A 15,399-nucleotide genomic window follows, 5' to 3' on the forward strand; every position below is an offset into this window, starting at 1 on the left:
GAGGCCTTAAAAAATCAGATTTTTTAAGGCCTCTTAAATAATTTATTTTTTGCCTGTTTCCAAGAACTTTTGCGTAAAAACATAATCGGGTATCTTCATGCCGTATTCTATTCTTTTTATGGTGATAACGGTGGAGGTATTCGTTTTGACGGTGGACAGCTTTGTTTTATGGGCTGTCATTATTCCGTTTACCTCCTTATAATCGTAAAGTTCAAGAGTCTTTACAAGCTGAGAACCTTGATAAAATTCTGCCTTGAGTAAGAGATTTTTATCCTTTGTGATGCGCATTAAAGTTTTTGAATACGTGTAGTTTTTATCCTTGGGCGTAGACTCTATAAGATAAACAGGCTTGCCGTTATATTCTTCCTCGCCTAAGATTTTAAAATTATCGAGCTTTGTGTCCCTCTCCATAAACGAAATATCGTTATTTGAAAAGTCCGAACCCATAAAGGACTCATCGGCACTTCCTTGGGCCGATATCTTTTGGACCTTTTTTGTTTGGGCCAAATACATTCTCTGGTCGGTTGAGCCGTCGGCTTTTTCAATCATTAAAAATCTTGAACCTCTATAAGAGGGCGGGTTTCTTATTTCGACAAACATTCTTTGTAACCCGTTTTTATCCAAAGAAGAATATTGCCTAATCTCCAAGGTTGAAAGGGTTTTTCCGTCGGACTGCATATCCAAGCTTGATTCCGAGCCAAGAGAAGATGCCGTGTTTTTTGTCTTTGTTTTAGCTGCGATTTCTTCTGCACTTTGGGCAAAAACTAAACTGCAAAATCCGATAGCAAAAATTAAACTTAAAGTAAGTTTTTTCATACTTCCTCCGTATCTTTTTCTTCATTAAAAGGATATTCGTTTTTTAATTCCTTTATATCTACAGGTAAAAGTTTTCTTATAAACTTTGGTTTCACTAAATTTAATAAAACAGGGAGAATAGTCAAGCTGCCTAGGGAGCTGGTTATCATTATCAGGGCAATTAAAAAACCAAGCTCTGAAAGCATGTTAAATTTTGAGAGCATTAAAACTGCAAAACCTGCACCAACCGAAACCGCATTGAATAGGATAGCCTTTCCCGACCCTAAAAAGGTTAGATATAAAAATTGCCCGCTGCCCTTTGTTTTTAGAAAGCATTTATGATAGGCTGCCAAGAAGTGGATGGTGTAATCAACTCCTATTCCTATTGCAAAGCTTGCCACCATTGCGGTACCGATATTGAGCTTTATTCCCAAGGTTCCCATTATTCCGAAATTAATTAAAATTGATAGTGCCAAAGGAAGGATGCCGAAGAGACCTGCAAAGGCCGATCTATAATAGATTGAAAGAATTACAAAAACTATAAATAAGGAGACTCCTACCGAAATAAGCTGGGATTCTACTACGAGTTTGTTTAAGGTTTTTTCGACCAATACGAAGCCGCCTGTTTCAGCGATTATATCTTCAGGAAATTTGAGGCGTACAAATTCGTTAATTTCTTCCAGAACCCTGTCAGTATCCTGTTGTCCTACGGTACGGAGCTGGATGTTTACTTTTAATGTTTTAGGATCGGTGTTATTATCTAAAAAGCCTTCCGTGTTTTTTCCTAAAAGAATCAGATAGTTTTGCATTAAGGCTGAAAGCTCTTCTTGAGAATTTTTTCCGTATTTTTTAGGATCTGCTGGAATTTCATAGTAGGCAAGGCCCTTGTAGTTTAATTTTTTTTCTAATTCGTAAACCAACTCTTCGGCAGAAAGATTCTTTTTTGCTCTTTTGTTTGCTGCTTCGTTCAGCATAGCCATAATTTCTTCTTGGCTGTATTGCTTTTTAGTTTTAGAATCATTTTGTGCAACTTGAGTATCAGCGTCATCTGAGTTTTCTTCAAAATTTTCAAAGTCGCCGAAGTCTTCAAAACTGCCGAAATCGTCTGAAGCCTCCGCCTCATTTATATCTGCGGCTTTTATTCCATCGGGGGACTCATCTGCATTGTAAACCTGATTTAAGCGCTTAATTAAGGGCACAATAGAAGTAACCTTTCCTACATCATCAATTTCTTCTTCCAAGAAAAAGGAAAGATCGTCGATTGCTTTTAAAATATCCGGACGTAAAACAGCGGATCCGTCCTTAGCCTTAATTACCATTTCAAGGAGCTTTGAACCGCCGAATTGTTTACGCATAAATACATCGGATTGAATGACTGCTACATCCTTGTCAAAGTACTCCATTAACACGTTATCGATAACAAGTTTTTTTAGTCCAAGTCCTGAAAGAATAACTATAAGCCCTGCAAAAAGAATTACCGAGCGGTAATGTTCTACAATAAGAACAAAGGTGTTTGCTATACCGCGGTCCAAGCCCCCGGTATTATCTTTTTTGTTTGCCCACCGCATTGAAGGTTTTTTAGGGCCCCTCAATATTAAAATACTGGGTATCAGGGTTATGGATATTAAAAAAGCCGCTGCAACGCCGAAACTCGCAAAGATACCGAACTCGAAAATAGGAACAACGGAGGTAAAGCAAAAGGAAACAAAGCCTGCAAAGGTTGTGAGGGCTGCTAAAAAAACCGGCCTTATAACCTCGCTTAAGGCCTTTACGACCTGCCTTTTATGTTCTTCCTTTGAAATAGAATCATCTTGAACGACTTCATCATAGTAGTGGTTGATAACATGGATTCCATAAGCCGAACCTACGGCAATCAAAATAATCGGTAAAATTGTAGAAAGAATCGATAAGGGAACATTAAAAAGAGCCATAGCTCCGAGCGACCAGATTACGGAACATATAACCGTCAATAACGGCAGAAAAACACCGGTAAACCTTCTAAAAGAAAGAAATAGGACTCCCAAAACAACGATGATAACCAGAGGGACTAAAAAGCTTAAATCATGGGCTGTCGCCTCATTTACTATCTCGTTAAAAATAGGGGCTCCGGTTAAATAAATTTTTGAATCGGGAAAATTCCAAGCCTCTGTCAGTTTCATAATTTTACGGCAGGCAGCAATAGTTGCGGGAGAGCCGCTTTCTTCATTCGTTATATTAAGAAAAACAAGGATTTGAGTTGCATGTAAATCTTCAGAAACAAGGCTTCTTTCATACATGTCCCAACTGCGGAGCTTGTGTTTAACGGCCTTAATTTCTTCTTCCGTACCTAAAAAATCGGCAGGTATAATCGGTTCACTTACAATTCCTTCCTCGCCTATATCTATGTGAGTTGTGTCAGTTATCAAGACCGTGTTTTTTACCAAATCAATTTCTTTTAAACTTTTATCGAGTTTTCTGATCTCATCTAAAAATTCTTTATCGATGATAGTGGAAAAATGACGTTCAATTCCTATTAAAATCGGAACATCTTCCCCAAAAATATCCGCAATCTTTTTTGCACTTATGCGGGACGGGTCATTTTTAGGGATGAAGCGGAAGTTATTATTATCAAAATTCAGCCTTATTATCTGAAGACCGAAAAATAAAGTGATTGCAAGAATCGTTATAAGCATTGTTATGGGATGTTTATAAAAGTTTTTTGTAGAAAATATGTGCTTTGTCTTTTTTTTCATAAAGTTTCTCCCTCTGCCGGCTCTGTTAATTATATAGCCGCCTTATCTTTTTGTCAAGCAAGAGCAAAAAGGCTCTTAATCCCAATATAAATTTGCTTTCCTATCGACTTTTTCTTATTTTTTGTGTATTATAGTAAGATATATTGGAGAATGTATGAGTAAAAATAACGACGATAAAAACCAAAATGATCCCTTTAATTTTTTTAACTTCGGGCCGGATTCCGACGGAGACGATAAAAAGTCTCCCAAAAAGCCTTTTTTTTCTTTATGGCTTTTAGCACCCCTTGTAGTTGTCATTTTTATCTTAATTAATCAGTTGATGATCCTCAATAGTTCTGCCTTGATTCCCTTTTCGGAATTTAAGGATAGAATTACCTCGGGACAGATAAAAAAAGTTGTTTTAGGCCCTGTTTATTTTACTGGATACACAAGCATACAGGATGCAGAGCCGTCCAATACATCCCTTTTTTCGTTTTTATCGGTAAAACAAAATACTAATGAATATACGACCGTCGGTATTTACACCTCGGAGTTTTTACAGCTTTTGGACGAGCATCATGTGGTTTACCATATAAAGCCCAAGGAAAAAAGCTACTTGGTTGAGCTTCTTTTACAATGGGTGCTTCCCTTCCTTTTAATCTTCCTTGTTTGGCGTGCCATTATGAGGCGGATGACCAAGGGTATGGGCGGTTTGGGCGGAAGTATTTTTTCTCCCGGGCAGGCTCGTAGTGCCGCAATAGACGAGGGAAAGGTCGAAACCCGTTTTAAGGATGTTGCAGGTGTAGACGAGGCCAAAGAAGAACTAATGGAAGTTGTAGACTTCTTAAAATATCCGCAAAAATATACCGAAATAGGCGGAAAGATTCCGCGGGGTGTTCTTTTGGTAGGCCCTCCCGGAACGGGAAAAACCCTTCTTGCACGGGCAGTCGCCGGAGAAGCCGGAGTTCCTTTCTTTAGGATAAGCGGTTCCGATTTTGTTGAAATGTTTGTCGGCGTAGGAGCTTCCCGTGTGCGCGACCTCTTTAGGCAGGCCCGCGAAAAAGCCCCCTGTATTATCTTTATAGACGAATTGGATGCCATCGGAAAGTCGCGCCATAATTCTTACAGCTCAAACGATGAGAGGGAGCAGACCCTCAATCAGCTCTTAGTCGAAATGGACGGCTTTGACAATAAGACCGGCTTGATTCTTTTAGCCGCCACCAACCGCCCCGATGTCTTGGATCCCGCACTTTTGCGCCCAGGCCGCTTTGACAGGCAGGTTGTAGTTGACCGCCCCGATGTTAAGGGTAGGGAGCAAATTCTTAAACTCCATGCAGAAAATGTAAAACTGGATGCTTCGGCTGATCTTGCTTCGATAGCCCGCATTACGGCAGGCTGTTCGGGTGCCGACCTTGCAAATATCATAAACGAAGCGGCTCTTTTGGCTGTTCGAGCCAAAAGAAAAACCGTCATTATGACGGACTTGGATGAGGCTGTCGAAAAGGCTATGATAGGTTTACAAAAAAAATCCCGCGTAATCCGCGAAGAAGAAAGAAGAGTAATAGCCTATCACGAAACAGGCCACGCCATTGTCGGAAGCTTTACCGAGGGAGCAGACAAGGTTCATAAGGTTACGATTGTTCCGCGCGGAACTTCCACCTTGGGCTATACCTTCCATATTCCTGAAGACGATAAGCACATTGTTACCGAAAAGCAGCTTTTGGCTGAAATAGACGTTCTCTTAGGCGGACGGGCTGCCGAACAGGTAAAATTCAATATGGTTTCTACCGGAGCTGCAAACGACCTTTCCCGTGCAACCGACATTGCCCGAAGCATTATTACCGACTACGGTATGAGCTCTAAGTTTAAAAACGTCGCTTTAAGCAAGAGGGGGGCAGGCTACCTAGGAGACAATGAACCGCAATTGGTTCGCGAATATGCAGAAACAACCCAGCAGTACATTGATGAAGAAATCGCAAAGATAATCAATACCCGCTACGAGGTTGTTATAAAAATGCTTAACGACAAAAAGCATCTTTTAGAGAAGATCGCCACAACTCTTTTAGAAAAAGAAACCATAGAAAACGAAGAGTTTGATGCGATAATCGCAGAAGAAAAGACACCTCAGCTTTTTGATAAAGAAGAAACGGAAAATGTAGAAACCGCTTCTGTCGGCTTGTAAATATGGTAAAAAAATGATAGAATACGGCTATTAATTACGGAGGTTTTATATGACTAGATGGGGAGCTTTTGCACTCGGTGTTGCTGCAGGCGGAGCCGCAGTTCTTTTAGCTCGAAATGCGAGCTTTAAAAAGGCTTGTGCCAAGGTAATCGGAGCAGGCTTAAAATTAAAAGATGAGGCAACTGCTTTTGTCGAAACCGTAAAAGAAGATGCTCAGGATATAATGGCAGAAGCCGCTTATAATAAAGAAGCAGCAGAAGCAAAATAGACTAAGATCTCTTATCCATTAGAATCTTTATGAATTTTTATATAGCTCACCGCCTTCCGGGACGTCTGCGTTTGAGGTACAACCGAAAAGGTTTAAGCCGAAAACAAGCTGTCCTTGTCGAGGCTCTTGTGTCCCTTCAGGAAGGTATAGTTTCTATAAGAGTAAATCCGGTTTCAGGAAGTATTTTAATTGAATATTCAGGCATAAGCGAAGAAGAAGCTCTTTCTTATATAAGAGCTCTAAATTCTTCCTATCTTGAAAATGAAGAATTATTGGCAAGTATAGATGAGCCTGTTGTAACGCCGAGTTTAGCCGTTTCTTTGGCCGGCCTGCTTGCAGAATTTTTTATCCGTAAGCTTTTACCCTTTCCTGTCAGAAAAATCCTAGCTCTTTCTTCAATTATGCCGCGTGTAAGAATCGGAATAAAAGCCTTGGCTGACGGGAAGCCCTTTTGTGCTGAGACCCTTGATGCAACAGCCCTTTCTCTGGCTTATGCAAGCGGGGATTTAAATACGGCCGGAACCATTGCCATGATGCTGGAGATGGGCGAAATCTTGGAAGATTATACAAGGCGTAAGTCCTATGAAAATTTAGCCCAAAGCTTTTTAAACACAAAGGAAATAGTACACGTCCTACGGGACGGGGATGAAACGGAAATTTCAGCCAATCTTCTTCAAGCCGGGGACACGGTTGTTCTTAGGATAGGCTCCGTTATTCCTGCCGACGGCACGGTCGTAGCCGGGGAGGCTTCGGTTAATCAGGCTTCGATGACAGGGGAAGGCTTGCCTGTACACAAGATTCCGGGAGATACGGTTTTTGCTTCTACCGTAGTTGAAGAGGGGGAGATTCATGTTTGTGTAAAAGCTTGCGGCAGGGAAACCAGAGTCAGCAAGATTGCCGATATGATTGACCGCTCTCAATCTTTAAAGGCTGCTTCACAAATAAGGGCTGAAAGAACAGCTGACAGGCTCGTTTTTTATAACTTCCTGCTTGCAGGTTTGACCTATGCCTTTACCCGTAACTTTGCAAAGGCTGCCTCGACCCTTCTTGTCGATTATTCTTGTGCGATGAAGCTATCGGCCCCTGTTTGTGTGCTTTCAGCCATGAAAAACTGTGCCGAACACGGCATTACCGTAAAGGGCGGGAAGTTTTTAGAGGACTTCGCCCGTGCCGATACGATTGTCTTTGATAAGACCGGGACTCTTACGGAATCCCAACCTTCAGTTAAAAAGATAGTTACTTTCGGCGGCAGAACGGAGAAATCTGTACTTAAAATAGCCGCCTGTCTTGAAGAGCATTTTCCTCACTCCCTTGCAAGGGCTGTTGTTCGGGAAGCTGAAAATAGGGGAATCGAACACAGGGAAGAACATACAAAGGTTTCTTATATTTTGGCTCACGGTCTTGCCTCAACCTTAAACGGAGAGGAGCTGCGCATAGGAAGCTCTCATTTTATATTCGATGATGAGGGGATTCCAAAAACTGAAGAGGCCGAAATGGCTATTGAGGATTTGGCAAAGACAGGCTGCTCACAGCTTTATTTATCGGTAGGAAAGGAGCTTGCAGGGATTATTGCAATAGAAGACCCCTTACGCCCTGAAGCCAAGGAAGTTGTTTCAGAGCTTCACAAGCTGGGGATAAAAAATATAATTATGCTTACGGGGGACGGGCCTCAGACTGCCCGCAGCATAGCCAAAAAAACCGGTATTGACCGCTACCATGCTCAGGCCCTGCCCGATACAAAGGCCGATTTTATTAAAAGATTAAAAGAAGAGGGCAAGCTTGTTGTAATGGTCGGCGACGGTATAAACGATTCGCCTGCCCTTTCGGAGGCCGATGTCGGGATTGCAATGGGGCAGGCTTCTTCCATAGCCGGAGAAACGGCAGACATCCTCCTTCCCGATGACGGCCTGAGAGCTCTACCCCTTTTAAGAAAAATTGCGATGGGTTTGATTAATAGGATTAATATCAATAACAAGCTTATTATAGGAATTAACTCAGGGCTTATTGCAGGAGAACTGGCCGGTTCTATTGCTCCGGCTGCAGCGGCCCTAATACATAACGGTTCTACAGTGGCCATAGGTATGTCGGCTATGAGAAGCTATGAAGAGCCGCTTGATAAAAGTGTTTAACAGAGGAAAATATTATAATGACCGTTTCAAGTTTTTTTCCCGGGCATATAAGGCTCAGGGGCGAGATGATAAAAGATAAGGATATTTTTGAAGCCTTTGAAAAGGCTGCATCTTCACATAAGGCTGTCCGCAAAATTGAAAGGAATGAGAGGACAGGAAGCCTTTGTATTGAGTACGATGCAAAGGCTCTGCCCCTATCGAAGTTTGAAATTTTTAGAGAAGACTTGCCTGAGTTAAAAAAACTTTCCGATGCTTACACTTTAGGCAAGGCCGAAAAGGAAGTGATCATCCAAAAAATTTCAGAGCTTTGGGAAAAATTAAAAAATGCGTAAAAAGTAATTTTAGGAAAATTAGTTGATTTTTATATATTTTGGAGTATAATAATAGGTATGAGAGTAAAATCTTACTTAGACTTAAAATTCGGTTTTTCTCATTGTAATTTTTTGTGTGCCGATTATGTGCATAAAAATGTTAGCCTAGGTTTCCCCCCCCCCCCCCCCCCCCAATTTCTCTATTAAGTAAAATATCTCTAATTAAAGCTGCTAATATTTATTTTTCTCAATTTATAAACCGCATGGCTGAATTTATTCGGCTCTGCGGTTTTTTGTATAAATTTATCCTATTTAAAAGGAGGAAAACAGCTATGATTTGGAAATGAATGACCAATGTACAATATGAAAGGAAAAGACAGGAGCTCTTATCCTTTGGGATAAGTGTGGAATTATAGTTGAGCTTAAAACTCAAAAATTATAAACCCTCTAAGTGAGGGAAAGGATTAACATGAAAGAAAAATTTTTATTAGATATAATGACGGATAAGTCATTATCATTAGTAAAATTTTTAAAAAATACAGATCCCAAAGAACCTAATAAAGTGAATGAAGATATGAGCAGATTAATAGCTAAATTCAATAAAATATTAAAAGGTGATGGTGAAAATTTCCAAATAAGTTCAGCAGATATAGAGAAAGAATGGTTTCCAGAAATTAGAGCTGATATTTTTATATCACACTCTCACAATGATTTAGAGATTGCTCGTGCATTAAAAAATTTGATAGAAACAACATTTGATCTAGAATGTTTTATTGACGCTGATGTTTGGGAACACTATCGCATATTAGCAGATATAATTACAAAATATGATGATTGTGGCTGTTTTAATGATAATATTATTAAAAGTTCTGCTATTTTAAATGTTGCTTTATTTAAAATGATTAACAGGTGTAAAGCCTTGTTTTTTATAAAAAGTAAAAATTCTACTATAAACAATAACCATCAAACTTTGTCTCCATGGATATACAGTGAAATATCCATTAGTAATATTATACACAGTACAGAAAAATATAATGAAAGCGTTCAAGTGTTTTTTGATACGGATTTTTCTAATTTTCGAAATTTTACTTTTAATGATTTAAAGATATGGCTTGATACGTGTAAAGAAGAACATATCAAAGGTCAGGAAGCATTAAATGTATTGACAGAAATTTGTAGAGATTATACTGGAGGTTTTATTAAAAACCCATGAGCACTGCTAAAGAAAAACATTTGGAGTTTATACAGGGAGTTATAACTCGTATGGCAAAGTGTTCATTTATGATAAAAGGATGGGCTATTGCCATTGCTACAGCAGGTATAACCTTGTTGTCGAAACAAGAAATAAGGTTTTTATATTGTTTTCCTGTATTTATTCTAATTATCGGACTTTGGGCCTTGGACGGATTTTTCCTCAGTCAAGAAAGAATGTATAGGGCTTTATACAATAAAGTAAGAAAAGAGGATAATACAGATTTTGATATGAATGCTTCTGTATTTAACACCGGTAAAAATAGTTGGGTATGTTCGACTTTTTCAAAAACTCTTTTATTATTTTACGGCATTATTTTTGCAGCTGTTATAATATTTTTTATTATAGCAACTATAAAATGCAAAATAGAATTTATTATTTAATAAGGAGAAAATTAGTTATGAAGAACACTAATTTCAAACTTAAGACTAAGGTCTTAAATCGGGCAGTATCTATTACTGCATTGTTGTTGGCTGCGGGGCTCTTATTGACCGGTTGTCCTACAGGTCAGGGAAAATCCGGAGGAGGTACTCCTACTGATAAGACATATACTGTAGGTTCAGTCGAATTTACTATGAAAGGCATAGCTGCTGTGGATGCGTCCTTGGGACATAATTATTACGTTGACAATAAGCCTCATACCGTAAGTTTAAGTGCCTATCTGATAGGGGAGACAGAGGTAACGCAGGAATTGTGGCAGGCGGTGATGGGCAATAATCCGAGCTGGTTTGATGGAAGCTCCGGCAAAGAACCTGCTGCAGGCGAAACACAGGGAAAGCGTCCTGTAGAAAGTGTAAACTGGTATCATGCAATAGCTTTTTGTAATAAACTCAGTATAAAACTGGGGCTTGAACCCTGCTATACGGTAAATGTTGGAGGAAATCCCGTCGATTTTGAAAATCTTAACTTTGATCAAATTCCTACTACTCGTAATACAGATTGGGATAAGGCCGAACTTAATATTAATAAAAACGGCTTTAGACTTCCAACGGAGGCTGAATGGGAATGGGCTGCTAAGGGAGGAACTGATGATAAATGGGCAGGAACAGATACCGAGGCTGAACTTAAAAACTATGCTTGGTACGTGTCAAACAGCGGAAATAAAACTCATGAGGTAAAGAAAAAGTCTCCTAACGGCTACGGTTTATATGACATGTCGGGAAATGTGTGGGAATGGTGCTGGGATTGGTATGGCGCTTTGCCGGCTTCGCCGGGAGCGGACTATGCAGGGCCTGCATCTGGCTCTTACCGTGTTGGTCGCGGCGGCAGCCATTACGACATCGCGTCCGACGGCTCTGTAGGCTCCCGGTACTGCTACAGTCCTGACTACCACGCCGGTGTTGGCATCCGCTTGGCTTGCCGGCCTTAGAGTTCACACATTTTGCCGGAGAGGTTGAGCAGCTGAGGGCGCAGCGTAAGCCGCCCGAAGCGGTGAAACCGAACAGGCAAAATGTGTGGTGTGGTTGCAGTAAATTTTTGAAAATAAGATTGACCTGCACTGTGTAAGCCGCTTTAGCGGTTCTAAATTTTTTTGGCTAAAAAACGGTATGGACCTTATAAGGTGCCGCATCAGGCTCTAACCGTGTTAAACGCGGCGGCAGCTGGAACAACAACGCGAACAACTGCACTGTAGGCTACCGGAACAACAACAGTCCTGACAACAGGAACAACAATCTTGGCATCCGCTTGGCTTGCCGGCCCTTGAGCCGCTTAAAAATGTACATCCGTGTACATTTTTAAGCTTCGAGTATTTTTGCTTCGCAAAAAACTCGCAAGAATAGAACCACCGCCGTCCATGGCGGTGCTGCATTAACTATTTAACTTTTTAAACCGTCCATAGGGCGGTTTAGAAGAAAATGATTAAAGGAGAAAAATTAAAATGACTTATGTTAAAAATTGGAATCGTAAAGCACAGAAAGAATCTATGATTGAAAAATGGGAACAATATACAGGAAAAAACTGTCCTGCATATTGTTCAAATGCTAATTGCGATAATAAGCTTGACGATGATAATAAATGTGGGGCACATGTGTATAAATGTAATAAAGATGGTAAGCAGATAAGTGGAACCATATACATAGTTCCACTTTGTAAAGAATGTAATAACACCTATAATGAAGATGCAATGAGAATAGGAAATGATAATTTACTGGCTCCGTTAAATAAGTTATAGAGATACAGTACTGTTTTAATCATATAGGTTTATCAGAACAATTTTGCCCTTATGAATTACAAGCTCTAAACTGCCGATTTTACATTTGGCCCTTGCGGTTAAATTATCCTCGCCTTTGTAAAGACGAGGGGTTCTTAGGGGCGGAGCCCCTAAGCGGTTCTTTTGAAGATAGGAGGGGTCATAGGGGAGGGTAACAACCAACGGAGTTTCAAGGTCAAGAAATCTTTTATCCGAAAAAGTTTCTTAGCCTTGAAGCTTCGCCGGCTATACCTCCCCTAATCTACAGTTCCTCAATCTCAGCTTCGGGAAGACCGGTCATTAATAAAATTTCAGAAATCGGATAACCTCTGTTTTTCATAAGTTTAGCCGTTTCTATTGATTTTTGCTTTAGGCCTTCAGAAAAACCCTTATATCTAGCGTCCATCTCAAAAGTAGACATTAATCTATATTCTTGCCTTGCCTGTAAGCCCAAGCTCTTCTCCTGCCCTTAACCTTGTTCTCATATTTTGAATTTTTGCATCCATAATTTCAAGCTCGGCAAGAATTTCTTTTTCTTTTTTTGAAGTTTCTATAACGGATGCTATTCCTCCGTTTTTGATAACTATCCGCTTATCCGCATAGAGGGCCAGAGCCGGATCGTGTGTGGCCATTAAAACAATTTTTTCCTTTGAAACCAAGAGTTCCAATGCTTTTTTGCGGTCTATACCGGCATTTTCTATTTCGTCTATGAGGACGATGGGAGAGGAGCTTAAAATAGCCGTATCCGCAATCATAAGAGCCCTCGACTGTCCTCCGCTCAAGGCCGTTATGGGTGTGTCCAAATTAAATTTTTCTCCTGCAAGATTGTTTGCCGCCTCTATAATGTTTTTTACCGCCTCTTCCTTGTTTTTTATTAAACGGCTTTCGGCATGAAGTTCTATAAATTCTTTTACAGACAAATCCATTACAAAGTTCATGTTTTGCGAAAGCTGGGCTACAAGTTTATTGTTTACCGAAAAGCGGATTGTTTTATCCGGCGTTTTTCCGTTAATCAAGATGCTGCGGCTTGTGGGTGTGTCCCCTTGAGCTGTCCATTCGATATCGGCTAGGAGCCTTGACTTTCCTGAACCTGTAGGGCCCACAATCGAAATAATTTGAGAAGTATAGAGGGTAAGCTCATCAAAGGTTTCCGCCTCTCCCGACTTATTTGTTCCAGGGAGTATTGTAAGACTTTTAACCTCGTTTGCATTTTCCAAATTTAAAAAAGCCTTCATTTGAATTATATATTCAAAAAAGGCATCATACAGTTCTTCTTTGTTTACGGCTTCTTCTTCGCAAAGCTCGTCTGAAAGAGATTGTAAAAATTCTTTTAAAGTCTGCTCTTTGTTTTTTAAAATACCTATTTCAATCAAGCGGTTTTCATTTATAAAATCTTCAATAAAAGGGTATTCGCTTAAAATATCTTGAATCGATTTTTCAGAAAGTTTTTTAACCTCTGTATTTTCATCATTTAAACTAAAATTATTTTTCATAGTTTCTTCCATAATTAATTGTTTTCTCCCAGTCCCTGCTCTTCAGCAATCTTCATCTTGCGGATATTTCCCATCTGAAAATTTTCTCCTATTCTTGTTTCACCCAAACAATAAGAGCAAAGGGCTGCCGGCATAGGAAAGCGGAGTTCCATACCTTGCACTGTAGAAAGAGATTCTGCCTTATCCGTTAAAAGGGTGCTAAGCTCAAAGGCTCCTTGCCCCGTAAGTCCGTTTACATGCATGATGATTGCTCGAGGATTTACGGCATTTACACGGGCTGCAAAAACTTCCCGCTCTGCCTGCGAAACGATGTCGCCCTTTGTGATAACCACAATGTCGGCTGACTTTAAAAGAGGCCCTATTTTTTTAGGCGTGTTTATTCCCGATAGGTTATCTATTACGCAGATGCCTAAAATGTTTTTTATATAGGGAGAGCAGCGGTTGCAAAGTCCCGCCGATTCGCTTATCAAAAGGTCTAGCCCCTCCTTGATACCCCATTGCACAACCTCTTCAATGTTTGACACAAAGAAATGGTCGGGGCATAGGGAGCCTGATATGCCTTTTTGTACGGGTATGCCTGCCTTTTGATATAAAAGATCATCATCAGTATAAAGGCAGTCGAATTTTACTGCCCCCGTTTTTATATTTTGTGTTTTTAGAGCTTCAATTGTTTTTAAGATTACGCTCGTTTTGCCCGACGAAGGCGGGCCTGAAAATATTATTAAGTTCATTAAATTTTTCCTGCAGCTATTTCAAAATCTTTTTTGATTTTTTCTAAAAGAGAACCTATGTCGTTTTGGTAAATAAAATCCCAGCCTACCCAAGAAAATTTTTTATCTTCACTTAAGCGGTTATCCACATCGGGATTTGTCGACGGGAAAAAACCGCTTTCCGAAAACACCTTTCCGGTTTTTTCCGAAAGAAAGAAGTCTGCAAAGGCCTTGGTTAGAGCTTCGTTTTCTTTTTTGACAAGCATAAAAATAGGGGCAGCTATGGCTCCGTCTTTGGGCCAAACCGTTTTTAATGCCGAGTCTTCTTTTATCATCTTAGAAAAAAAGTAGGGGCTTATATTTACGGCCGGCGGTTCATTGGCTGCCGGCTTAGGGCCTTTTAAAATAAGAGAAGCCTTGCCCTTTACCATTTGTGCCGGATGAAGAGAGGTGCGGCAAGCCCTGCCTAATTTTTTTATGCCTTCATCTCCAAAACGGCTGTAGATATTTAGGATGACCGAATTAAAGAGGTCTAAATCGCTGAAAGGTATTGCTGCCGAGTTTTCAAATTCGGGCGCAAGGAGGTCTGCCCAAGTTTCAGGTATTTTTCTTCCCTTTAACATTTCGGTATTTACAATCATTACTGCGGGAACTACCCCGATAATTGCATAGTTTTTTTTGCCGTCTCTAAGGTCTATATAATCGTTGCAAAAGTCCTTATTCATTTTTTCGATTGAACAGTGAAAATCTTTGTTTTCGATAAAGGAGCCCATTAGTTTTTTGTCGAAAAAAAGCTCAAACCCTGCAGAAAGGAGAATATCGGGAAGGTTTTCTTTTTTTCCTGTTTGAGCTTCTTTTATTATCCAGTCGATTCCGAGGTTTGCGGAACGAAGATCATAGCTGATTTTATAGTTTTGTTTTTCAAGCTCATCTTTATTTTCTTCAATATACTTGGAATGAAATTCTTTAAAGGCTTCAAGCAAGGGGATTCTTATAGGACATGGAAGAACTCCCTCAATTCTTATATTTTTTTTGCCGTCATCATAACCGGTGTTTTGTGCGTTTTTCTTTTCTAAGCTTGAATCTATTTCGGCAAAACCGATATTTTTATTTTGTTCGATAACTTCAATAAGCTCTTTTTCGCACAAGCCGATATCAAGATTCTTGGTTAAAAGGGCTTTTTCAAGACTAATCTTTTTCCCCATTATTTTGCGCATAAGGGGATTGGTAAGAGGGGTAAAGCCTTTTTCTGCCAAGTATCTTATCGTTTCAGGAAAGCGCTCGGTAATATCGAAAACACTTTCATCCATATTAAAATATTTATTCATTATAATCCTCCGATCTATAATCAAGTTAA

General features: G+C 39.9%; 13 protein-coding genes and 1 pseudogene. 8 read left to right on the plus strand and 6 right to left on the minus strand.

The window, feature by feature from the left end:
* Positions 1-42: 42 nt before the first annotated feature.
* Both E4O04_RS02380 and E4O04_RS02385 read right to left on the minus strand, forming a co-directional pair.
* Positions 43-816: an outer membrane lipoprotein-sorting protein gene (locus E4O04_RS02380; RefSeq protein WP_253685785.1), complete on the minus strand. Its 774-nt coding sequence runs from the start codon at positions 814-816 to the stop codon at positions 43-45.
* A complete protein-coding gene (locus E4O04_RS02385) occupies positions 813-3,527 on the minus strand; it encodes an efflux RND transporter permease subunit (protein ID WP_253709659.1) in 2,715 nt (904 codons plus the stop codon). Before E4O04_RS02385 ends, E4O04_RS02380 begins: the two co-directional genes overlap by 4 nt.
* 154 nt (positions 3,528-3,681) lie before the next feature.
* On the opposite strand from E4O04_RS02385, the gene ftsH reads away from it, so the two are divergent.
* The 8 genes from ftsH (at position 3,682) to E4O04_RS02430 (ending at position 11,821) form a co-directional block, all read left to right on the plus strand.
* Entirely contained in the window at positions 3,682-5,688 is a 2,007-nt protein-coding gene (gene ftsH, locus E4O04_RS02390; RefSeq protein WP_253709661.1) for an ATP-dependent zinc metalloprotease FtsH, read from the plus strand.
* Between the two features lie 49 nt (positions 5,689-5,737).
* Positions 5,738-5,956: a DUF6110 family protein gene (locus tag E4O04_RS02395; RefSeq protein WP_253709664.1), complete on the plus strand. Its 219-nt coding sequence runs from the start codon at positions 5,738-5,740 to the stop codon at positions 5,954-5,956.
* A 29-nt stretch (positions 5,957-5,985) separates the two neighbouring features.
* Positions 5,986-8,085, plus strand: coding sequence for a heavy metal translocating P-type ATPase (locus E4O04_RS02400; protein WP_253709666.1), 2,100 nt, complete (start codon positions 5,986-5,988; stop codon positions 8,083-8,085).
* A 17-nt stretch (positions 8,086-8,102) separates the two neighbouring features.
* The gene (locus tag E4O04_RS02405) at positions 8,103-8,417 is read left to right on the plus strand and encodes a hypothetical protein (RefSeq protein ID WP_253709667.1); all 315 of its coding nucleotides are present in this window, start codon (positions 8,103-8,105) and stop codon (positions 8,415-8,417) included.
* 448 nt (positions 8,418-8,865) lie between these two features.
* The gene (locus E4O04_RS02410) at positions 8,866-9,609 is read left to right on the plus strand and encodes a hypothetical protein (RefSeq protein WP_253709669.1); all 744 of its coding nucleotides are present in this window, start codon (positions 8,866-8,868) and stop codon (positions 9,607-9,609) included.
* Positions 9,610-9,659: 50 nt separating this feature from the next.
* A complete protein-coding gene (locus tag E4O04_RS02415) occupies positions 9,660-10,031 on the plus strand; it encodes a hypothetical protein (protein ID WP_253709670.1) in 372 nt (123 codons plus the stop codon).
* A 17-nt stretch (positions 10,032-10,048) separates the two neighbouring features.
* Complete coding sequence (locus tag E4O04_RS02420) at positions 10,049-11,017, plus strand: formylglycine-generating enzyme family protein (protein ID WP_253709672.1); 969 nt, start codon at positions 10,049-10,051, stop codon at positions 11,015-11,017.
* A gap of 510 nt (positions 11,018-11,527) precedes the next feature.
* On the plus strand, positions 11,528-11,821 hold the full coding sequence (locus E4O04_RS02430) for a hypothetical protein (RefSeq protein WP_253709674.1): 294 nt from the start codon (positions 11,528-11,530) through the stop codon (positions 11,819-11,821).
* Between the two features lie 280 nt (positions 11,822-12,101).
* Here E4O04_RS02430 and E4O04_RS02435 read toward each other — a convergent pair.
* The 4 genes and pseudogenes from E4O04_RS02435 to E4O04_RS02450 all read right to left on the minus strand — a co-directional run.
* Positions 12,102-12,284: pseudogene (locus E4O04_RS02435) on the minus strand (hypothetical protein); the annotation flags it as partial.
* Positions 12,265-13,332 carry an ATP-binding cassette domain-containing protein gene (locus E4O04_RS02440; RefSeq protein WP_253709677.1) on the minus strand — a complete coding sequence of 356 codons (1,068 nt, stop codon included), beginning with the start codon at positions 13,330-13,332 and terminating at the stop codon, positions 12,265-12,267. The pseudogene E4O04_RS02435 and the gene E4O04_RS02440, both read right to left, overlap by 20 nt.
* Positions 13,333-13,346: 14 nt before the next feature.
* A complete protein-coding gene (locus E4O04_RS02445) occupies positions 13,347-14,063 on the minus strand; it encodes a GTP-binding protein (RefSeq protein ID WP_253709679.1) in 717 nt (238 codons plus the stop codon).
* Positions 14,063-15,370: an ABC transporter substrate-binding protein gene (locus tag E4O04_RS02450; protein WP_253709681.1), complete on the minus strand. Its 1,308-nt coding sequence runs from the start codon at positions 15,368-15,370 to the stop codon at positions 14,063-14,065. Before E4O04_RS02450 ends, E4O04_RS02445 begins: the two co-directional genes overlap by 1 nt.
* Positions 15,371-15,399 lie beyond the last annotated feature (29 nt).

Source organism: Treponema sp. OMZ 799 (genome assembly GCF_024181365.1).
GTDB lineage: Bacteria > Spirochaetota > Spirochaetia > Treponematales > Treponemataceae > Treponema_B.